Here is a 20,214-nt window from a genome sequence, read left to right as displayed (position 1 = left end):
TGACGGCTTCAATTTGAAAGGGGAAACCTCTCTATGAAATGGTTCGGAAAAATGACTACGATCACGCTGGCGGCTACGCTGCTGCTCGGCTCCTACTCCGGCTCCGCCACGGCAGCCGCCTCCAAGCTGAGCGGCAAGATCGTCATCAACGGCTCTTCCGCGCTGCTGCCGCTGTCGCTGCAGGCGGCGAGCGAGTTCAAGAAGCTGCATCCGAAGGTGCGCATCTCCGCTTCCGCGGCCGGATCGGTCACGGGGCCTCAATCGGTCCGCAAAGGCATCGCCGACATCGGCGCCTGCGACTGGGACGCCTCCACGGACGTGCCGGGCTTCAAGAAGTTCGACGGCCAGGTCGCCAATAAAGTCGCCGTCATTCCGTTCGCCGCGATCGTCAACAAGAGCACGGGCGTGACCGAGCTGTCGACGAAGGAGCTTCAGGACATCTTCGCCGGCAAGGTGACGAACTGGAAGGAAGTCGGAGGCAAGGATGCGGACATCGTCGTCGTCAACCGCGCCTTCGGCTCCGGCACGCGCGTCAATTTCCAGCTGAAGGCGCTCAAGGGCACGGACTTCATCTCCAAAGGCGACAACTATAAGGAAGTCAAGTCGAGCGGCGACATGAAGACGGCGGTCGAGACGACGCCGAACGCGATCGGCTACATCGATCTGGTCTACGTGACCGACAAGATGAACGCGGTCAAGATCGACAACGTCGCGCCGACGACGGACAACGTCATCAACGGCAAGTACAAGGTGTGGAGCTACGGCTACTACATGACGAAAGGCCAGCCGACGGGCGCGACGAAAGCGTTCATCGAGTACATCCAAAGCGCCAAGTTCCAAAACGGCTCGCTGAAGAAGCTGAAGTTCATCCCGATCACCGCCATGAAAAACGCTTAAAGCCGTTCCGTTTCCACAGCTTGACCGGCTCCCCGGAAGCCGCGCCTTGGAGGCCGGCTTGCCGGGGTTGCTTTCATCTTTTGGAGAGGATAGTCCGCCATGAGCAAAACGATTCCATCTGTATCCGCCCCGTCCCGTCCCGTCCGCCGGACCGGCATCCGCAAGCTGCGCCTGAAGCTGGAGCATCGCTCGTTCCGCTTGCTGTGCGCGGCCTCGGCCGTGCTCGTCTGCGGCGTGCTGCTGGCGATGCTGTTCTTCATGTTCCGCACGGGCGTGCTGACGTTCCGCGACGTTTCGGTCCGCGAATTTTTCTTCTCGACGGCCTGGGAGCCTGAAAATGAAAAGTACGGAGCGCTTGTGTTCATCCTCGGCACGTTTGCCGTGACGGCGCTGACGCTCTTGATCGCCGTGCCGATTTCCCTGCTGGCGGCGCTGTTCCTGGCCGAGCTCGCCCCGCAGCGGCTCAGCCGGGTCGTGCGGCCGATCCTCGACCTGCTCGTGGGCATTCCTTCTGTCGTCTACGGGTACATGGGCCTGACGCTGCTCATCCCGTCGCTGCGGACCGTGACCGGGACGAATCTGGGCGACGGCGTGCTGGCAGCCTCGCTCGTGCTCGCGGTCATGGTGCTGCCGACGATCACGCGCATCAGCGACGACGCCCTGCGCTCCGTGCCGCGCAAATACGTCCAGGGCTCCTACGCGCTTGGCGCGACGCGCTTCCAGACCGTGACGGGCGTCATCCTGCCGGCTGCCGGCCGCGGCATCGTGCAGGCGATCATCCTCGGCATGGCGCGCGCGATCGGCGAGACGATGGCTGTCGTCATGGTCATCGGCAATACGCCGCAGCTGGCGGACAGCCTGCTCAAGCCGACGTCGGTGCTGACGAGCAATATCGTCATGCAGCTGCCGAACGTGCCGTTCGACTCGACCTGGAACAACGCGCTGTACATGATGGGCTTCCTGCTGCTCGCCATCTCGCTGCTGATGATCGGGTTCGTGCGGATGCTGCAGAAGAAAGGGGGAGACGCGGCATGAGCCAGGCTGCGAATCGATCCATGCGGAGCGGCCGCCGCAACCGCAGCGCCGACAAGGCGTTCACCGCCGTCGTCTGGTCCGTCGGCGTCGGCTGCGTGCTGTTCACGCTCGCGCTGATCGGGACGATTTTGGCAGAAGGTCTGCCGGGACTCAGCTGGAGCTTCGTGTTCGGCTTGCCGAGCGAGATCGAGGAAGGCGGCGGCATCGGACCGGCGTTGTTCAACTCGCTCTATATTCTCGTGCTGTCGCTGCTCATCTCGATTCCGCTCGGACTCGCCTCCGGCATCTATCTGGCGGAGTTCGCTCCGGACAACCGCGCGATCGGCTTGATCCGCGTCTGCGTGGAGGGGCTGGCTTCGGTGCCGTCGCTCATCTTCGGCCTGTTCGGCATCGCGCTGTTCGTCGAGGGCATGGGCATCGGGCTTACGATCGTCGGCGGCGCGGTCACGCTCGCGCTGCTCAACCTGCCGCTGCTGACGCGGGTGACGGAGGAAGCGATGCGCTCGGTGCCGCCCGAGTACAAGCAAGGCTCGCTGGCGCTCGGAGCGACGCATACGCAGACGATCTTCAAGGTGTGCTTGCCTGCCGCGCTGTCGAGCATCATGACCGGCATCAGCCTCACGGCCGGACGGGCATTCGGAGAGAGCGCCGTCATCGTGCTCGTATCCGGCGTCTCCACCTCCGGGCTCATGTGGGACTTCGATCCGATGTCGCCGGGCGCGACGCTGGCCGTGCATCTGTGGTACGTCCAGTCGGAGGCGATCGTGCCGGATGCCGCGGCGATCGCCTCGCATTCGGCCGCCGTGCTGCTGATCGTCGTCCTGCTGCTCAACCTGCTGCTGCGCATCCCGATCTGGTGGAGCGCGCGGCGGGCCTAGGCAGCAGTCTTGGCCGGACCTTCGTCGTCCTGCTGCTTGCATCGACATCCCGCTAGGAGACATCGCTTCAACGTCAAAAAGACCGCCTGCGTCCATCCGAGGGATGGATACGGGCGGTCGAATTCGTGTTTAGGAGTCGGACGCTTGGTTCCGCGAGGAAGGAGGAAGCTTGCGCCTGCGGACGCGAGGGGCGAGCGCTTCGATCATGGCTCGCTGCTGCGGCACGATGCGGCAGCCCTCGAACTTGCATTCTTCCATGAAAAAATACGTTCCGGCGATCTTCACCGTATCCCGATTGAACATCTCGATCGGATAGCCGCTGACAAGCAGGCGGGAATCTTTATAGACGGACACGGTCCATTTTTCTTCGACGGCCTGCTGGAAATGAGCCGGCTCGCTCAGCAGCCTCAGCACGAGCATGACAGCAACCCCTACACCAATCTACTGTGATACAAATTGTATCACAAAAGGTTCGTAGATGGGAAGGGGGAAATAGGTCGAAGGAACGATTACGGCCGGTTAACCAGCTTTATAAAAGGAAACGATGAGCTCATCCAATCTTCTGCTTAGCTCCAGATTGTATCCGGATGGGCTGACCGGTGCTTTATTCAGCGCTTCCCGCAGCCGTTCAATATCCTTCATAATCTCGCTTTTTTTCGACATGGATTGTCACATCCTTAGCTAAAATGATGGATGATGTCGACAATTTATGTACAATAAACTAAAAAATGTCATCTCCGTTGACTATTATTAAAGCGATTGAACTCGTTTGAAACAGGGATTGCCGGATTTTTTTTCAAAAGAGTGGCAAAAAGGGCGACCATCAAAGCAGCGGCCAAGGCTCCAGACACATCGATCAGCACATCGTACAACCTGCCGTCCCGATGCTGAAACAGCTGGAGAACTTCCGTAAAGACGGCGAACAGCAGCGAAAGTCCGAGCGCACGGAGCTTGCTTCCGAGCCATGCCATGAGGAGCAGGTCGAGCGCCGCGAAGCCCAAAAAATGACCGAGCTTGACGAGCAGCCATTCGCCGTGGACCGTACGAATGTCGGCCCAGCGAAAAAACGCCCGAAAGTCCGGAGAGGGATCAAAGGAGAAAAGCAGCTCCCGATGGATCAGCAGATGACGCAAGCTCTCTGTGCCGGTGAGCATGAGCAGGACGGCAGCCCAGGCCAGCACGGCGGCCAGGCGCAGCGGGCGCGGCTTGGATTCGTTCGGCATGGCGGACCACTCCTTTCGTTGCCGGTTTGCTTTGCAGTATAGCCTATGGAATCGCTTGCAAAACAAGCAAAAAGTTTTTTTAGAAAAAGTGTTGACGGTGTTTGAGAGAGCTGGTATAGTATTAATTGTTCGCGGGACAAACACGAACGGAACGAAAGAAACGAAACATCCCTTCTAAACATGATCTGTTAGCTCAGCTGGGAGAGCACCATCTTGACAGGGTGGGGGTCAGTGGTTCGAGCCCACTACAGATCATACTCAAGAACCCTTGATTATCAAGGGTTCTTTTTCATGTTCAACCGAATAGACCTTCCTTCTTCCGTACACCTTAGATACGTCCAGCAGCCATTCCGACAAATGCGTCGTACGAGAGCCTGGCGATCGAGGAGGAACAGGGATGTACTTTTATAAGGAAGATCTAATCAACCAGATCGTGCCGGACAAGCCGGACCCCGCGGCCGCGAAGGTGCTTCAGGAAGCGCTCGGCGGACAGTTCGGCGAGATGCGCACGATGATGCAGTACTTTTTCCAGAGCAGCAACTTCCGGGGCAAGGAAACGCAATATCGGGATCTGCTGAAGGGCGTCTTCCTGGAAGAGATCGCGCATGTCGAGCTGGTGCAGAATACGATCAACCAGCTGCTGACCGGCGCGGGGGGCGAGCCTCCCGGCGACTCCGGCGTCGACGGAGCGCCGCTGGACGAAGCGGTCAAGCATGCCAATCCGCATCATTACATCATGGGCGCGCAAGGCTCGCTGCCGGTCGATGCGGGCGGCAATCCGTGGCTGGGCAGCTACGTGTACAACCACGGCAATCTCGTGGCCGATCTGCTGAACAACGTCGTGCTCGAGTCGACCGGCGTGCTGCAAAAAACGCGGATTTACGAGATGAGCTCCAACAAAGCCTTCCGCGAGACGCTCGGGTTCCTCATCGTGCGCGACAACGCGCATCAAAATGCGTTCGCCAAAGCGTTGGAGACGCTTGGAGTGAGCTGGGGCAAGCTGTTCCCGATCCCCAACTACGACATCAACAAGTATCCGGAATGCAAGAAATACGTCGATCTGGGCTACCATAACGCCCAGTTCAACTACAGGCTGGACGAGCACCGCATGGGCGAGATTTTCAGCGGACAGTCGCCTAGCCGAAACGGCGGCGAGCTGCAGGTGACGCCTCCTCCGAACGGGTTCCCGGTGCCGTTCAATCCGGAGATGCCGAATGAGCACGCTCCCGGTCTGACGGACCTGAACCGCTGATCGACACAAAGAAGCCAGAGCGCGAGAAACCTCCCTCGCTCTGGCTTTTTTGGTGCTTCATCTGTGCTTGGTCAAAAGCATGAATTGCTTGGCTAAAAAGCGGGGCGTATACGGCATGTCGCTGCGCAGCCACGAGACGATCATCCCGATCAAGGCGGAGGAGCCGTACCAGATGACGATATCCTTCGGGATGGCCGGTTCCTCGCCCGAGCGCTCCGCCTTCTCCTGCATCCGGCTCGAGATGAGCTCCGAAAGAAGCTGCAGCAGCTTTTCGGCGAAAACGGGCATCATCCGCGCCGAAAGCACGGCTTTGTAGAAGGCGGAATGCAAGGCGATATGCTCGAGCAAGTCGACCAGCGACCGCTCGAGCTCCTCCGTATTTTGGGAAGAGAAGGGGGACAGGATCTGCCGGATCTGATCCGCCATTTCTTCGGCGAGCCGCTCCATCAGATCCGGAATGTCCCGATAATGCAAATAAAACGTGACCCGGTTGATGGAAGCGCGCCGGGTCAGCAGCTGCACGGTAATCTTGTCCAGCTCGGTTTCCCCGAGCAGCTCGATCAAAGCATGCTTCAGCATCTGGCGCGTGCGCAGGACGCGGGGATCGATTCGTGAATCCGTTTCCGCCATTCGAGGACCTCCTTACAGGCAAAGGCAAAACTGTCGAATATCATCCGTCAAAACGACAGCGAGCGTTTTCAATCGAGGTTTCTTTACAGATCGCCGAAAACTGTCGCTTGTACCTCTGCTGAAACGGACTATAATCTCCTTTATGCCATGTTCAGTATACAACACGGTGTAAAAAAGATTCCAGAGGTGGCGGAGGGTGATGAAAGTGGGCGACAACCCGAATGAAAAATGGACGAATATCAAGAAAGGACCGATCCTGTTCGTCATGATCCTCGGAGCGTTCCTGGCGACGCTGAACCAGACCGTCATGACGGTGGCGATCCCGAAGCTCATCGGAGAGTTCGGCATCGAGGCTTCGACGGCGCAATGGCTGACGACCGGCTACATGCTGGTGAACGGAGTGCTGATTCCGATTACGGCGTATTTCATGCAGCGCTTCTCGACACGGCAATTGTTCCAGGCATCCATGTGGATCTTCTTGGCGGGTACGGTCATCTCGGCGCTCTCGACGGATTTTCCGCTGCTGCTGACCGGGCGCATGGTACAGGCCGCTGGAGCGGGCATCATCATGCCGCTGCTGATGAACGTCATCCTGACGATCTTCCCGGCGAACAACCGCGGAGCCGCCATGGGCATGGTCGGCCTTGCGATCATCTTCGCTCCCGCGATCGGTCCCGTGCTTGCGGGCTATATTTTGGAGAGCTATGACTGGGAGGTCATGTTTTACGGCATGATTCCGCTCGCGCTCATTACGATCGGATGCGGCTTCATCTATCTCAAGAACGTGTCGGAACGCACCGACGCCCGTCTCGACCTCTGGAGCGTGATCTTGTCCACGATCGGCTTCGGGAGCATGCTCTACGGCTTCAGCCGCGCTGCGAGCGCGGGATGGTCGAGCGCGGAGGTGCTGTCCACGATTCTCGGCGGAGCGCTCGCGCTGGCCGCGTTTACGTGGAGGCAGCTCGTTTCCACAGCTCCGCTGCTTGATCTGCGGGCCTTCCGCTACAAGCTGTTCACGCTGACGACGCTCATCAATGTGGCCGTCACGATGGTCATGTATGCCGACATGATGCTGCTCCCGCTTTACCTGCAGAACGCCCGCGGCTACACGGCGCTGGAGTCCGGCCTGCTGATGCTGCCGGGCGCGATCGTCATGGGCATCCTGATGCCGGTCGCCGGGAAGCTGTTCGACCGGTTCGGCGCCAAATGGCTCGCCATCATCGGCCTGGCCATCACGATCGGAACCACCTTCAGCTTCGTGAATCTGACCGACTCGACGAGCTACACGTATCTGCTGCTGATGTCGACCGGCCGACGGATCGGGATGGCCTTGCTTCTGATGCCGATCCAGACGGCCGGGCTGAACGAGCTGCCTTCCCGGCTCAACGCGCACGGCACGGCCATCTCCAATACCGTCCGCCAGGTCGCGGGAGCGGTCGGCACGTCGCTGCTCGTCACGATCATGACCGACCGCACGAAGGTCCATGTCAGCGAGCTCGCCGCCAGTGGAGCGCAGGGGCTCACCAAGGAGCAGATGATCGTGCAGGCTTCGATCCAGGGCATCAACGACTCCTACGTGTGGATCATCGGCTTTGCGGCGGTCGCGCTGGCGCTGTCGTTCTTCATCACGAACAAGCGGCGTGAAGCCGTGACGGAATCCGTCTCCAGCGCACCTGCCGCCGCCGTCGAGCGCGAATGAGCGTCAAGCTCTGGAGAGATTGCTCTTTCCGCCCAAGGCCGACCAGCCGAGCCAACGGTTGACGGGGTTGCGGCGCTCCTTCAAGGGGATGCTAGGAGGGCTTCCTTTTGCGGCTGCTTCATTCGGCCGCTTCATCCCATCCCAAGCGAACCTGGAGGTCCGACCTGTGAAAAAAACGATGACGTCCCTTGCTTCCGTAGCCGTGCTCGCCTCGATGCTGAGCCTGCCGGCTCATGCCAACGTGAAAGACATGACACGCAACATCGGCCAGAACCTGAATCCGGCGTCGGTAACGAACGATGTCGAGCGCGGGGTGAACCGCGGCATGAACGGCCTCGAGCGCGGCGTAAACCGCCTGGAGAACGACATGGACATGAATCGCGGCCGCATGAACACGAACGGCACGATGATGAACACGAATACGGCGGGCTACCGCGCCGGTTCGTACGACGGCATGGCCGCCGGCACGTACCGCGCTCAGAATGCCGGTACGGCTGGCCGCTACACGGCTGCAAGCGCCGCTGGCACGCGCAGCAACGCCGGCTGGGGCTGGCTGGGCCTGCTCGGCCTGTTCGGACTTGCCGGCCTGCGCTCGCGCAATCCGGAACGCCACTGATCGGATGATCGCCGCCGCAGCCTCGCGCTGCGGCTTTTTTGCTTCTAAACGGGGTTCGGTGGTTATTAATCCTCAACAGGAGGTTGAGGACGATGATGACCCTCGAAGAAAAGAACCTGATCAAGCAGCTCCAACTGAAGGTGGTCGAGCTGGAATACAGCCGCGACGTGCTTCGCCGGATCTCGCTGGAGCAGGATGCGATCATCAGCGAGCAGCGCCAGAAGCTGGACGCGCTGTCGACGATGCTGTGCGTTCCCGAATGGTTTATCGCGGAATTCGGCGGGCGCGCCGCCCGCCTCTCCGAATCCGAGCCGGACGCTCGGGCGGCCCTGTGGGACGGCCTGGCTGCCGCGCTGCGGCGAACGGGCGGAGACCGGCTCAACTGAATGCTCTGACCCGCCCCCTTTCGATCCGGCTTGAGCCGGCGGAAGGGTTTTTTGTGCTTTCCGAGACCGAGTGCTTGTCATATTCGCTCCTTTCCCTTCATATAGTAGCTTGCCGAAGGAAGAGAGGGGGGGGACAGGGGATGACTATCGAAGCGCTCTCGGAGCTGATCGACCCCGAGCTGACCATTGTCGTCGCCGCGTGCTGGGTCATCGGCATGATCTTGAAGGGGACGCCTCAGATTCCGAATTGGACCATCGTCTACATCGTGACGGGAGCGGCGATCGTGCTTGCGATGGCGCTCCAGGGCTTCACGCTGAAGGTAGGCCTGCAGGGGCTGCTGTGCGGGGCTGTATCCGTTTATGGCCATCAGCTGTTCAAGCAGACGAGGGAAGCGGTGCGCAAAGACGGGGAGGAGAGCTGAAGCGATGGGGAACGCGGCGGCATGGACAGCCGAGCTGGCGCTATGGCTGCTCGGGGTAGCGGCTCTGATCGGATCGGCGGTCTATCCGCTGAGCCGGCTGATCCGCTGGGATTCGTACGATTACGACCGGACGTATGTGTGGATCGGCTATAGGGAAGAGCTCGATCGATCCGAAACGAACCTCAAGCCGGAATAATCGACGGGGCGATTGGGCGATACTGATCGATAGATCAGCAGCAGGAAAGGAAGCCGAAGCCTTGTGAAAAGACGATTATGCCATGCGGCAGCGCTGGCGGCGCTGCTCGGACTCGCCGCCGGCTGTCAGGGGGCCTGGACGCTGAGCGGACCTGCGGAGCCCGTGCAGCGGGCGGGAGAAGCCGAATCCGTCCGCTCCGAGCTGTATCCCGATTCCGTACGGTCTGCCCTCTACGGGCAATCGGTTCCTTCGGAGGACGGCCCTTCGCCGCAGCGGCGCCATGACCGGGACCGGATGTGGAAGCAGCCCTACTAAAAAAAACGGGACGAGGAAATCATTCCTCGTCCCATTTTTTTGAGTAGGCTTTTTTGGTTACGGCCAGCAGCAGCCCGATCATCAGCGCCGCCATCAATCCGGAAAGAAACAGCACGGCTCCCATGCCCATGCGATCATCACCTCTTCCTCCAGCCGCCAGCCCGGCAGCGGCTATCTCGCAGTCATGCTTCCATCATACCGCATCTCGGAAGGACGGGCTACCGGCGGATAATAAGCGCGCAGGCGGGGAAACCTGAGCTTGCAAGCGGATCGTTCCGCTTCCCTAGACGCAAAGGAGGGAATCTTCATGGAGATCGGAAACGAAGGCGCGCCGAAGCGCGAAAGCATCGTAGCCGTGCAGAAGAACGGCGACGGCGACCTGACCTCGTTCAAGACCGACAGCGGCCGCGTGCTCGCGTACGACCAGGCGATCGCCGAGGCGGGCCAGGGCCTGCTCGCCGGAGTCAACGTTTTCAAGGGCAAGGACGGCGGCCATTATCTGCGCGGCGACGCGGACGGAGATCCGACGAACAACCTGGATCAGCTGCCGATTTTCTGACGAGCCTTCATCAAGTCGGGCTGCGCGCTTTCCGCGGATCGCGGAGGCGCGCTTTTTTGCTGTCGGCGCCTGCCTGGAGGCGGGCCATCCGCCGGACCGCTGCATAGGATAGCGGGGAAGCGTCCCGCAGCGGACGCCCGGAAGGAGAATGGCAGCATGAGCAAAGGCGGCTCCAAGGCGAAGGCGGCGAAGAAGAAGACCCCCGCATCCGACCGTCGCCAGGTCCAGATGAAGCTGGTCCTGTCGGACACGTGCGCAGTATGCAAAACCCCCTGTTCCCGAGGGCAGCAGTACCTGGCGCGGATGCGCCAGCCGGGAGCGCTCGGCAAAGGCGTGCCGTGCGTCCTCACCCGCACGTACGGCTGAGCTCCAAGGCGCTTCATTTCCAGGGCAAGCGCAAAAATCCGCATCTTCCGACAAAACGCTCGCGAGCGCCGAAGAGGATGCGGATCGTCCCGGGAAGCCGTCCGAGAAACGGCTTGCGGACGGCCGCAACTTTGCCGGAGGGCCGGAGTATAACTGTTCAACTGGTTTCGGAAGAGGGGATATTCATGAAAGGGAAGAAGGTTCTGGTGCTGACGCTCGCCATGACGCTTTGGGGCGGGACGATGATTTTCGCCGATTCGGCCTCGCAAGCGATCCGGGTGGCGCTCAACGGCAGCGAGCTGTCCGAGGGCGGCATCATGAGCGAAGGCAAGAGCTACCTCCCGCTAAGACAGCTGGCGAGCCAGATGCAAGCGCTCGTCCTCTGGGACGACAACGCCAAGAAAGCATCGATCATCAAGCCCAACGTACATATGTTTCTGTTTAAGACGGACAAGTCCACCTTCGGCGGCGTCGAAGCCGGCAAGAAGGTGACGTTCAGCGTCTTCGCGCAGGTCGACACGCTGACGACCGACATCCACTCGTTCCGGATCACCATCACCGATCCCGCGGGCAAGGAGACGCTGATCCAGCAGGATACGATGAAATCGAGCAAGGACAACTTCTGGTTTCTGACGGACGATTTCAAGTACAGCTTCGACAGCGCGGGCAAGTATTCGGTCCGCTTCTCGATCCGGCTGGCGGCAGGGGACGAGTGGAGCGTCGTGTCCGAGAAAAACCTGCTCGCCAAGTAAGCCCGATTTGACCCGCAAGGCGGCTCATGGTACGATACCAGAGTTAATTCGAGAGCATAATGAAAGCAGGGATAGATATGAGCGAGCATAAGCATGACGACAACTGCGGCTGCGGCCATGACCACGACCACGAGGAGCCGGTATTCGTCGTTTCCGACGAAGAAGGCGTCGAGCGCGAGATGGTGATGGTGTACCAGTTCGAATCCGAGAATCAGGCGTACGCCGTCCTTCTGGACCGCAACAATCCCGAAGAGGACGGGCTTATCCTCCGTGTCGAAGAAGAGGACGACGAGGCTTTCCTGGTCGGTATCGAGGACGACGCGGAGTGGGAGCGCGTGACGGCGATCTACGAGGAGTTCGCGCGTCAAGAGAACGAGAAGCAGGGCTGAGCCCGGCTTTCCAAACCTTCAAGCCCGGCCTGGCGGCCGGGCTTTTTGGCGTGCTTGCGCAGGGGCAGGAGCAGAGACGGCAGCGGTGGGGACGGCAGCCTCGCGGTAAAAGCGGGATCGCAGCAAGGCTCCGTTCCCGGAGCGGCAAGTTCAAAAAAGCCGCCCCTTGGCCGGAGCGGCTCGCGCAGCGTCAGAAAATCGCGGTTTCCTCGACGATGACCTTGACGAACTGGATGCTGCGGTCCTCGGGTCCCTTGACCGGAAGGCCGACCTCCACATGGTCGACGATGTAGTCGATGTTGGACTGCGAGATGACCTCGCCCGGCAGCAGGATCGGAATGCCCGGCGGGTACACGTAGATGAACTCCGCGATGATGCGGCCGGCGGATTCCTTGAACGGCAGCACCTCGGTCTCGCCGTAGAACGCCTCGCGAGGCGTCAGCGACAGCTGCGGGATCTCGGGAATCTTGACGACGAGCTCCTGCACCTCGTCTACCTGCGGATAGCGCTCGACCATCGCGCGCAGCGCGCCGAGCAGCTGGCCCACCGTGTCCTCGGAGTCGCCTGGCGTAATCAGGCAGAGAATATTGTACATATCCGACAGCTCGACCTCGAGGTTGAAGGTGTCGCGCAGCCAGTTCTCCGCCTCGTAGCCGGTAATGCCCAGATGGCGGACATGGATCGTCAGCTTGGTCGGATCGTAGTCGAACGTCGCCTCGCCGCCGAGAATCTCCTTGCCGAAGCAGTACAGCCCCGGGATCGCGTTGATCGCCTCGCGGGCATGCTCGGCGAGGGCGATCGCCTTCTCCGCCATCGCTTGTCCATTCACGGCCAGATTGCGGCGCGACGTGTCGAGCGAAGCGAGCAGGATGTAGGAGGTCGACGTCGTCGTCAGCATGCTGATGATCGTCTGCACGCGCTGCGGGTTGACGCGGCCGGCCTTCAGGTTCAGCACCGAGCTCTGCGTCATCGAACCGCCGAGCTTGTGCACGCTCGTCGCGGCCATGTCGGCTCCGGCCTGCATGGCGCTCATCGGGAGCCGGTCGCTGAAATGGATCAGCACGCCGTGGGCTTCGTCCACGAGCACCGGGATGTCGTAGCTGTGGACGAGATCGACGATTTCCTTCAGGTTCGCGCAGATGCCGAAGTACGTCGGGTTGATGACGAGCACGGCCTTGGCGTCGGGATGGCGCTCGAGCGCGCGCCGCACGGAGCGCGTCGTGATGCCGTGGTCGATGCCGAGGTTGCCGTCGCGCGCCGGAGAGATGAAGACGGGACGAGCGCCCGCGAAAATGATGGCCGACATGACGGATTTATGGACGTTGCGCGGCACGATGATCTTGTCTCCCGGCGCGCACACCGAGAGGATCATCGTCATGATGGCCCCGCTTGTGCCTTGGACGGAAAAAAAGGTATAATCGGCTCCGAACGCATCGGCAGCCAATTTTTGGCTTTCTTCGATGACGCCGGTCGGCTGATGCAGGTCGTCCAGCGGAGCTATATTGATCAAATCGATCGACAAGGCGTTGTCGCCGATGAAGGAGCGGAATTCGGAGTCGGTTCCAGCGCCTTTCTTGTGTCCGGGAATATGGAATTGCAGCGGGTTGTTCTCCGCATGGCGGCGGAGCGCGCTGAAGAGAGGGGTGCGGTTATGGTCCACCGTATTCATCCACAGCCTTTCAGATTCGGATTCAAGGGATAACAAACAAGGTTGAGTATAGCATGTACGGGGGGGATTGCAAGCCTGCGGATTCCTTGCCCGAACGAGGAAAGGAGCCTGCCGATCCGTGGAGCTGAGCATGCCGAAGAACAGCAAGAAGATTATCCGTTCTCCATTTGTCATCAAGCTATTGATTATCATGTTCGGCGTCGAATTCGTCAAAGGGGCGATGCTCGTCTCGGTGCTGCCCGTCTACATGAGGGAGGAGCTCGGCCTGACCGCCTATGCGGTCGGATGGGCGCTGGCGAGCCAGTACATCGGCGATAATTTCTTCCGCAGCCCGCTCGGCTGGATCATCGACCGCATCGGCTACCGCACGGTCATGCTGCTCGGCGTGCTGTTCACCTCGCTGTCCGTGCTCATCATCGCGCTCACCGACCAGACAGGCTGGATCATCGTCGCCTGCGTGCTGCTCGGCATCGGCACCTCGCCGCTCTGGCCGTGCGTCATCACCGGAGCGACGGCGGTCGCCGGGGACGAGGCGGGCGGCAGCATGATGAGCGTCATCTACATGAGCTGGCTCGTCGGCGTCGGCATGGGGCCGATCGTCATCAACTTCTTCATCATCAGCCGCTACGAGCCGGCGTTCTGGCTGATGGGCGCGATCATGGCGGCGATCGTCGCCGTGACGCTGACGCTGCCGGGCAGGCAGGCTTCGCGGGAGATCGAGGGACGCCTGGCGGACGAGGCGCCGTCCACAAGCAGCGCCCCGCTGCCGGAGCGGATCCGGGCGTACTTCCGCAAGGTGGGAGAGTCGCTCCATGCGAGCCGGCTGCTATATCCCGCGATGTTCATCCAGAACTTCGCGCTCGGCCTGCTGACGCCGGTGCTGACCCAATACGCGCGGACCGTGCTGCATCTGTCTCCCCAGCAGTACAGCTACTTCCTGCTCGCGGGAGGCGCGATCACCGTGCTCGGCCTCATCCCGATCGGACGCGGCGTCGACCGCTACGGCACCCGCTGGTTCCTGCACGCGGGCTTCCTGCTCGCCGCGGTGTCGCTGCCGGTGCTCGGCTACATGCGCTACCTGCCGCTCGTCCTCGTCGTCGTCGCCTTCGTCGGGCTCGGCTACGCCTGCATCATCCCGGCGTGGAACGCGCTTATCGCCAAAGCGATTCCAAAGGAGGAGCGCGGAGCGGTCTGGGGCTTCTTCCTGACGATCGAGGGACTCGGGATGGTGTTCGGCTCGATCCTCTCGGGACGGCTGTGGGACAGCTTCGGCCCGCACGCGCCGTTCCTCATCAGCGGCGGCTCGCTCGTCGTGCTGTTCGTGCTTCATCTGCTCATCATCCGCCGGGGACGCATCTCCTTGGCCTGATGCCCGCCCTGAAGCGGCGAAAAAAGCCCCGTCCGCCTTCTTCGCGAAGGCGGGCGGGGCTTTGGCGTTCAGGCGTGCCGGCATCCGCACGGCTCGCGCGCGCGTTCAACGCGAGGCCAGCAGGTAAAGCGGCATGAGCGTCTGGAAGACCGACTCGGCCTTGCGCACGAACGCCTCGCCGTCCCGCAGCAGCGGGTCGCTGCGGTCCAGATGGACGCCGCAGAGCAGCTCGGCGGCCTTGACCGTGCGCAAGCGCTCGAACAGCGCCCGCAGCTCGTCCCGGCTCATGCCGTCATGCGGCGCGGCTTCCGGCCGGGTATGGTCGCCGGACCAGACGTAGCCTTGTCCGGCCGGAGGCAGGGCGTAGAGCTCGTCCAGCCGATCGAGGGCGCGCCTGGCGAACTCGGCCTTGCCTTCCGCTTCGTAGATGACGGCGAACTGGATGAAGGCATGAGTGCCCCACAGGCCGATCTGGAAATGGGGATGGGCCTTGTAGCCCCGCTTGTTCGCCGCGAAGGCCACCCAGGTGTCGCTCGGCGGATTGACCGTGCGCCGGGCGTGCTTGGCGACATGGGGATGGAACTCCGTGCCGGACAGGATGGACAGCTCGGGGGACAGGCGGCTGCCGAGCTCCTCCAGCTTCGGGCGGATGCCCGAGATGAGGGCCGACATGCGCGGCTCCAGGCCGTCGATGGCGAAAACGTCGAAATCGGCCGGTCCGAAGCCGGGGAAGGCCGAAGGGCTGCGCTCGTCCAGAACCGAGGCTCCGGAAGGGCGGGGATGGAGGTTGGTCATGGCTTGTTGTCCTTTCGTAAATGAAAAAGTTCGCGGCCGAACCGGCTCCCGGTCATCAGGATGGATCGTCGTCCATATAGTATAACACAGCCGGCGGCGCGGCTGGACAAGCCGCTTTCGGCCCAATCGGCGTCCTGCAAGACAGGCGCGCCGAGCGGGCCGGGCAGAAGCCGATCGTGGCAGCGCTGTCATTTCGAACAGGCTGGAGCCCTTTTCTTCAAAATTAGTCAATAAACCAAGTTGCCATCACATAAGATGGAGTATAAACTACGGATAAGATCAAATTGTCAGAACATTTAGTTAAAACAACCTAAAGCAGGGGAGGGATTGCCGTGAATAAAAGCTACGAAGTGGAATATTGCAACTTGGAGCTGAGATTTGACCGCCGGCAAATCCAGAATCTCATCCGCGATCTGATCCATGAAGGCTACTCCCTCTACTGGAGCGAGACCGAGGCCCAGTTCCTGATCTCGATCCGCACGGGCCGCAAGCTGGTGAAGCTCAGGTTCCAAAAAATGAAGAACCGCTACAAAATTGTTGGCGACTATATCATCAAGGACGAAAAGCTGTCGGAGCTGATCGAGAAGCTGATCGGCGATACGCGCGGCCATGCGGTCGTAAAACGAATGAAGGACCGTCAGATCGTCATTGAAAATATCATGTTCGGCGAAATCATTCGACTTGTGGAGGTGTCAGGGATGGAGCATCGCATCATTTATCAAAAGAAGCCCGTCGTCACCCTGGAGGAAATCACAAAGGCCTACCAGTCGACTCGCGCGGAGGAGCGCGCCGCGGTGCTTCGCTACGAGCTGGATTACGAGCTTTGCGTCCTTTACGATGCGCTTCACTCGGGCGACAGCCGGGCCGCGGACGAGAGCCGCGACCGTCTTCTCCAGATGCGTGGGGAAATGCTTCAATTAGAGCTGTAACCTCGCGAGTCGAAGGGGCGAGCGGTTACGCGTACAAGAGCTGTAACCTCGCGAGCCGACCGGGTGAGCGGTTACGCGTACAGGAGCTGTAACCTCGCGAGCCGAAGGGGCGAGCGGTTACGCGTACAAGAGCTGTAACCTCGCGAGCCGAACGGGCGAGCGGTTAAGCCCATCTTATTCTACGAGGTGACGAAAGGTGACGAGCGGGGCGCGGATCGACGGGATCCGCGCCCCGTTTTTTTCGTCCGTTCCGTTTTGCGTTTGGCGGCTCCCCGGTCTACTATTAGAGGAAGGCCGCTTGAGCCAAGCGGTTCGGAACCGACTTCGGAGGGAGAACGAACGATGGATGGAACGGTAAGCGGTGCCGGAGACATGCTGGAGCTGGTGGCGGCGATCGATCTCGGGACGACGAGCGCGAAGGCGGTGCTGATGGCTGCGGCCGACGGACGGCTGGCGATAGAAGCCGCGGCGGAATGCGGCTATCCGCTGCTCGCCGCCGAGCCCGGATGGGCGGAGCAGGATCCCGAGCAGATCCGCGAGGCGGCGGAGCAGGCGCTGCGCGAGGCGCTCCGCGCCCTGGAGGGCCGTCCGCTGAAGGTGCTTGCGCTGTCGTTCAGCAGCGCGATGCACTCGCTGATCGTGCTGAGCGAGCAGGGCGAAGCGCTTACGCCGTGCATCACCTGGGCCGACCAGCGGGCGGCGGAGCAGGCGAGGCGGCTGCGCGAGGACGAGGCGCTGCGGCAGCTGCGCGGACGGATCGGCGTGCCGGTGCATGCGATGCTCCCGCTGTGCAAGCTGATCTGGCTGCGCGAGCGGCGGCCGCAGCTCCATCGCGAGGCGGCTTGTTTCGTCGGCATCCGCGAATATGTGATGCGCAGCTGGACGGGGCGTCCTTGCCGCATCGATCCGTCGATCGCGGGAGGCACCGGGCTGTATGACCTGCAGGGACGCCGCTGGGACGCCGAAGCGCTGGAGCTGGCGGGCATCGGAGCGGACCGGCTGCCTGAGCTGGCGCCGTCAGCCTGGATCGACCGGCAAGGGCTGCGCGAAGAAGCGGCGGAGCGCCTCGGCCTGCCGGCCGGGACGCCGCTCGTGCTGGGCGGCGCGGACGGCGTGCTCGCCAATCTTGGCGCGGGAGCGGTGCAGGACGGCATCGCCTCGGTCACCGTCGGCACGAGCGGGGCGGTGCGGGCGGCGGTCAGCCGGCCGGCGGCCGACGCGGAGGGGCGGCTGTTCTGCTACGAGCTTGACGAAGGGCTGTGGATCGCGGGCGGCCCGGTCAACAGCGGCGGCGTCGTGTTCCGCTGGGTGCGGGACAAGCTCTTTCCCGGCTTCGCGGAAGAAGCGAGGAGCAAAGGCATGGACCCGTACGCCTACCTGGTCGAGCTGGCGCTGCAGACGCCTCCGGGGGCGGACGGCCTGCTTTGCCTGCCCCATCTGGCAGGCGAGCGGGCGCCCCACTGGAACGAGGATGCCCGGGGCGTGTTCGTCGGCCTGTCGCTGGAGCATGATCGCCGCCATCTGATCCGCGCCGCCCTGGAGGGCATCCTGTACGGCCTGCGCTCGGTGCTGGAAGCGCTGCGGGAAACGGCAGGCCCGCTGCGCGAGATCCGCGCGAGCGGCGGGTTGCTCCGCTCCGAGCCGCTGCGCCAGATGCTCGCGGACATGACGGGGCTGCCCGTGCTGCTGACGGACACGGCGGAAGCTTCTTCCGTCGGAGCGGGGCGGATCGCCCTGAAGGCGCTCGGACGCAGCGGGCAGGCGGCTCCGCAGGTGCCGATCACCGACCGCCGCGAGCCGGATGCGGACGCCGGCCGGGTCTACGCGCGCCTGTACGAGGTCTACCGTCCGGTGTTCGGCCGGCTTGCCGGCACGTTCCGCGAGCTGGCGGACATCCAGCGCGCAGGCGGGAGCTGAGGGCGGCGATGCCTGCCGCCGTTCATCCAATATTCATGTGGCGGCCGTTCCGCAGGGCGAATCGTTCGTGGTACAATCATTTGCATAACCGATCAAAAAGGGTACACTAGGGCAAGATGCATATCGGGACTAACTCAGCAAAGGAATGGTCATTCATGTCGAAACAGCAAATCGGCGTCGTCGGTCTCGCCGTCATGGGCAAGAACCTCGCGCTCAATATCGAGAGCAAAGGCTTCACCGTATCCGTCTACAACCGTTCCCGCGAAAAAACGGACGAGCTCCTGGCGGAGTCGCCGGGCAAGAACCTCCATCCGGCCTATACGATCGAGGAATTCGTCGCTTCCCTGGAAGTGCCGCGCAAAATCCTCATCATGGTCAAGGCGGGCGGTCCTACGGACGCGGTCATCGACGAGCTCGTGCCGCATCTGGAGCAGGGCGACATCATCATCGACGGGGGCAACGCCTACTTCCCGGACACCGAGCGCCGGAGCAAGGCGCTTGAGGCTCAAGGCTTCCGCTTCGTCGGCACGGGTGTATCCGGCGGCGAGGAAGGCGCGCTGAAGGGCCCTTCGATCATGCCGGGCGGTCCGGAATCCGCCTACAAGCTGGTCGAGCCGATCCTGACGGGCATCTCCGCCAAGGTGAACGGCGATCCTTGCTGCACGTACATCGGACCGGGCGGCGCCGGCCACTACGTCAAGATGGTGCACAACGGCATCGAATACGGCGACATGCAGCTCATCACCGAGGCGTACCACCTGCTGAGCTCGGTGCTCGGCCTCTCCACCGACGAGCTGCACGAAATCTTCGCCGAGTGGAACAAGGGCGAGCTCGACAGCTACCTGATCGAGATCACGGCCGACATCTTCTCCAAGAAGGACCCGGAGACGGGCCAGGCGATGGTCGACGTCATCCTCGATTCCGCCGGCCAGAAGGGCACGGGCAAATGGACGAGCCAAAGCGCCCTCGATCTCGGCGTGCCGCTGTCGATCATCACGCAGTCCGTCTTCTCGCGCTTCCTGTCCGCGATGAAGGAAGAGCGCGTCGCCGCGAGCAAGGTGCTCAGCGGGCCGAAGCCGGCTCCGTACGCGGGCGACAAGGCCGCCTTCGTCGAGGCGGTGCGCAAGGCGCTGTTCGCGAGCAAAATCTGTTCCTATGCCCAAGGCTTCGCCCAGATGCGCGCCGCATCCGAAGAATACGGCTGGGATCTGCGCTACGGCAACATCGCGATGATTTTCCGCGGCGGCTGCATCATCCGCGCCCGCTTCCTGCAGAACATCATGGACGCGTACGACCGCGATCCCGGCCTCAAGAACCTGCTGCTGGACGATTACTTCAAACATGCGGTCGAGTCGTACCAAGGCGCATGGCGCGAAGTCGTCACGACGGCCGTCGCGAGCGGCATCCCGGTACCGGGCTTCTCCAGCGCGCTGGCGTACTTCGACAGCTACCGCACGGAGCGCCTCCCGGCGAACCTGCTGCAGGCGCAGCGCGACTATTTCGGCGCGCATACGTTCCAGCGCGTCGACAAGGAAGGCGTCTTCCACTTCGAGTGGATGGACTCCAGCGAAGGCTAAGGCCGCTCCGGCTGCAGCGCCTCCAGCGCCTCGCGCAGATTCCGGCGCAGCCGGTCCGCTTCCAGCGGTCCGATGCGCGGCGAGCGCAGCAGGCTCATGGAGGCCTCGGCGAAGCCTCCGAAGCAAGTCAACCATCGTGGCTGCGGCAGCCCCTGCAAGGCAGGGGCGCCGTCAGCCACTTTTTTTCGGATATAGTCGAGCGCCCAGATGACGTCTTCCCGCGAAAGCATCTCGCCGGATCCGACGATCCGGCTCATCTTCCGTTCGGCGGCGCCGGGGTCCAAGCTGCGGCCGGTCATGAAACCGCCTCCTTTTGAATTCTCGTTCTCTAGTCTATCCTTAT

At 62.0% G+C, this 20,214-nt stretch carries 25 protein-coding genes and 1 tRNA gene; 19 read left to right on the top strand and 7 right to left on the bottom strand.

Annotation, left to right across the window (positions count from 1 at the left end; genetic code table 11):
* Positions 1–33: 33 nt before the first annotated feature.
* The 3 genes from HGI30_RS13300 to pstA all read left to right on the top strand — a co-directional run bounded on the left by HGI30_RS13300 (position 34) and on the right by pstA (position 2,810).
* Entirely contained in the window at positions 34–897 is an 864-nt protein-coding gene (locus tag HGI30_RS13300) for a phosphate ABC transporter substrate-binding protein (protein ID WP_168907999.1), read from the top strand.
* 99 nt (positions 898–996) lie between these two features.
* Entirely contained in the window at positions 997–1,932 is a 936-nt protein-coding gene (gene pstC, locus HGI30_RS13295; protein WP_168907998.1) for a phosphate ABC transporter permease subunit PstC, read from the top strand.
* Positions 1,929–2,810: a phosphate ABC transporter permease PstA gene (gene pstA, locus HGI30_RS13290; RefSeq protein WP_168907997.1), complete on the top strand. Its 882-nt coding sequence runs from the start codon at positions 1,929–1,931 to the stop codon at positions 2,808–2,810. The genes pstC and pstA overlap by 4 nt, the downstream gene beginning before the upstream one ends.
* A gap of 129 nt (positions 2,811–2,939) precedes the next feature.
* Here the strand turns inward: pstA and HGI30_RS13285 are convergent, their stop codons facing one another.
* The 3 genes from HGI30_RS13285 to HGI30_RS13275 all read right to left on the bottom strand — a co-directional run bounded on the left by HGI30_RS13285 (position 2,940) and on the right by HGI30_RS13275 (position 4,033).
* The gene (locus HGI30_RS13285) at positions 2,940–3,230 is read right to left on the bottom strand and encodes a hypothetical protein (RefSeq protein ID WP_168907996.1); all 291 of its coding nucleotides are present in this window, start codon (positions 3,228–3,230) and stop codon (positions 2,940–2,942) included.
* Between the two features lie 99 nt (positions 3,231–3,329).
* A complete protein-coding gene (locus tag HGI30_RS13280) occupies positions 3,330–3,473 on the bottom strand; it encodes an aspartyl-phosphate phosphatase Spo0E family protein (RefSeq protein WP_168907995.1) in 144 nt (47 codons plus the stop codon).
* Positions 3,474–3,541: 68 nt separating this feature from the next.
* Positions 3,542–4,033: a VanZ family protein gene (locus HGI30_RS13275; protein WP_168907994.1), complete on the bottom strand. Its 492-nt coding sequence runs from the start codon at positions 4,031–4,033 to the stop codon at positions 3,542–3,544.
* Between the two features lie 182 nt (positions 4,034–4,215).
* Between HGI30_RS13275 and HGI30_RS13270 the strand changes: the two genes are divergently transcribed.
* Together HGI30_RS13270 and HGI30_RS13265 are read left to right on the top strand one after the other, a co-directional pair.
* Positions 4,216–4,288: transfer RNA gene (locus HGI30_RS13270), tRNA-Val, on the top strand.
* A gap of 142 nt (positions 4,289–4,430) precedes the next feature.
* Positions 4,431–5,285, top strand: a complete 855-nt coding sequence (locus HGI30_RS13265; RefSeq protein WP_168907993.1) for a manganese catalase family protein — start codon at positions 4,431–4,433, stop codon at positions 5,283–5,285.
* A gap of 57 nt (positions 5,286–5,342) precedes the next feature.
* Here HGI30_RS13265 and HGI30_RS13260 read toward each other — a convergent pair whose 3' ends face one another.
* The gene (locus HGI30_RS13260) at positions 5,343–5,915 is read right to left on the bottom strand and encodes a TetR-like C-terminal domain-containing protein (RefSeq protein WP_168907992.1); all 573 of its coding nucleotides are present in this window, start codon (positions 5,913–5,915) and stop codon (positions 5,343–5,345) included.
* 199 nt (positions 5,916–6,114) lie between these two features.
* Between HGI30_RS13260 and HGI30_RS13255 the strand changes: the two genes are divergently transcribed.
* From HGI30_RS13255 to HGI30_RS13210, 10 genes are all read left to right on the top strand, one after another.
* On the top strand, positions 6,115–7,614 hold the full coding sequence (locus tag HGI30_RS13255) for a DHA2 family efflux MFS transporter permease subunit (protein WP_168909877.1): 1,500 nt from the start codon (positions 6,115–6,117) through the stop codon (positions 7,612–7,614).
* A gap of 166 nt (positions 7,615–7,780) precedes the next feature.
* Positions 7,781–8,230 carry a WGxxGxxG family protein gene (locus HGI30_RS13250; RefSeq protein ID WP_235680126.1) on the top strand — a complete coding sequence of 150 codons (450 nt, stop codon included), beginning with the start codon at positions 7,781–7,783 and terminating at the stop codon, positions 8,228–8,230.
* A 92-nt stretch (positions 8,231–8,322) separates the two neighbouring features.
* Positions 8,323–8,616: a hypothetical protein gene (locus HGI30_RS13245; RefSeq protein ID WP_168907991.1), complete on the top strand. Its 294-nt coding sequence runs from the start codon at positions 8,323–8,325 to the stop codon at positions 8,614–8,616.
* A 140-nt stretch (positions 8,617–8,756) separates the two neighbouring features.
* Positions 8,757–9,038 (top strand): phage holin family protein, encoded by a 282-nt coding sequence (locus tag HGI30_RS13240; RefSeq protein WP_168907990.1) that lies wholly within the window; start codon positions 8,757–8,759, stop codon positions 9,036–9,038.
* Between the two features lie 4 nt (positions 9,039–9,042).
* Positions 9,043–9,234, top strand: a complete 192-nt coding sequence (locus HGI30_RS13235) for a hypothetical protein (protein ID WP_168907989.1) — start codon at positions 9,043–9,045, stop codon at positions 9,232–9,234.
* 63 nt (positions 9,235–9,297) lie between these two features.
* Positions 9,298–9,549 (top strand): hypothetical protein, encoded by a 252-nt coding sequence (locus HGI30_RS13230; RefSeq protein WP_168907988.1) that lies wholly within the window; start codon positions 9,298–9,300, stop codon positions 9,547–9,549.
* A 307-nt stretch (positions 9,550–9,856) separates the two neighbouring features.
* Complete coding sequence (locus HGI30_RS13225; protein ID WP_168907987.1) at positions 9,857–10,108, top strand: DUF3892 domain-containing protein; 252 nt, start codon at positions 9,857–9,859, stop codon at positions 10,106–10,108.
* A gap of 156 nt (positions 10,109–10,264) precedes the next feature.
* On the top strand, positions 10,265–10,474 hold the full coding sequence (locus HGI30_RS13220) for a hypothetical protein (RefSeq protein WP_168905839.1): 210 nt from the start codon (positions 10,265–10,267) through the stop codon (positions 10,472–10,474).
* A gap of 185 nt (positions 10,475–10,659) precedes the next feature.
* Positions 10,660–11,226: a stalk domain-containing protein gene (locus HGI30_RS13215; protein ID WP_168907986.1), complete on the top strand. Its 567-nt coding sequence runs from the start codon at positions 10,660–10,662 to the stop codon at positions 11,224–11,226.
* Positions 11,227–11,303: 77 nt separating this feature from the next.
* A complete protein-coding gene (locus HGI30_RS13210; RefSeq protein WP_168907985.1) occupies positions 11,304–11,615 on the top strand; it encodes a DUF1292 domain-containing protein in 312 nt (103 codons plus the stop codon).
* Between the two features lie 190 nt (positions 11,616–11,805).
* On the opposite strand, the gene HGI30_RS13205 is transcribed toward HGI30_RS13210, so the two are convergent.
* Positions 11,806–13,275, bottom strand: a complete 1,470-nt coding sequence (locus tag HGI30_RS13205) for an aminotransferase class I/II-fold pyridoxal phosphate-dependent enzyme (RefSeq protein WP_328805115.1) — start codon at positions 13,273–13,275, stop codon at positions 11,806–11,808.
* 127 nt (positions 13,276–13,402) lie between these two features.
* On the opposite strand from HGI30_RS13205, the gene HGI30_RS13200 reads away from it, so the two are divergent.
* Positions 13,403–14,653, top strand: a complete 1,251-nt coding sequence (locus HGI30_RS13200) for an MFS transporter (RefSeq protein WP_235680125.1) — start codon at positions 13,403–13,405, stop codon at positions 14,651–14,653.
* 105 nt (positions 14,654–14,758) lie between these two features.
* Here HGI30_RS13200 and HGI30_RS13195 read toward each other — a convergent pair whose 3' ends face one another.
* A complete protein-coding gene (locus HGI30_RS13195; RefSeq protein ID WP_168907983.1) occupies positions 14,759–15,448 on the bottom strand; it encodes a YktB family protein in 690 nt (229 codons plus the stop codon).
* A gap of 332 nt (positions 15,449–15,780) precedes the next feature.
* Between HGI30_RS13195 and HGI30_RS13190 the strand changes: the two genes are divergently transcribed.
* The 3 genes from HGI30_RS13190 to gndA all read left to right on the top strand — a co-directional run bounded on the left by HGI30_RS13190 (position 15,781) and on the right by gndA (position 19,871).
* Entirely contained in the window at positions 15,781–16,377 is a 597-nt protein-coding gene (locus HGI30_RS13190) for a YkzI domain-containing protein (protein WP_168907982.1), read from the top strand.
* Between the two features lie 342 nt (positions 16,378–16,719).
* On the top strand, positions 16,720–18,294 hold the full coding sequence (locus HGI30_RS13185; protein ID WP_168907981.1) for a gluconokinase: 1,575 nt from the start codon (positions 16,720–16,722) through the stop codon (positions 18,292–18,294).
* Positions 18,295–18,449: 155 nt separating this feature from the next.
* Positions 18,450–19,871 (top strand): NADP-dependent phosphogluconate dehydrogenase, encoded by a 1,422-nt coding sequence (gene gndA / locus HGI30_RS13180; protein ID WP_168907980.1) that lies wholly within the window; start codon positions 18,450–18,452, stop codon positions 19,869–19,871.
* Here the strand turns inward: gndA and HGI30_RS13175 are convergent.
* A complete protein-coding gene (locus HGI30_RS13175) occupies positions 19,868–20,170 on the bottom strand; it encodes a hypothetical protein (protein ID WP_168907979.1) in 303 nt (100 codons plus the stop codon). The genes gndA and HGI30_RS13175 overlap by 4 nt on opposite strands.
* Positions 20,171–20,214 lie beyond the last annotated feature (44 nt).

The sequence above is a fragment of the Paenibacillus albicereus genome (genome assembly GCF_012676905.1).
GTDB classification, from domain to species: domain Bacteria; phylum Bacillota; class Bacilli; order Paenibacillales; family Paenibacillaceae; genus Paenibacillus_O; species Paenibacillus_O albicereus.
Note: the sequence above shows the minus strand (reverse complement) of the source record. Positions and strands in the feature narration are given on the sequence as shown.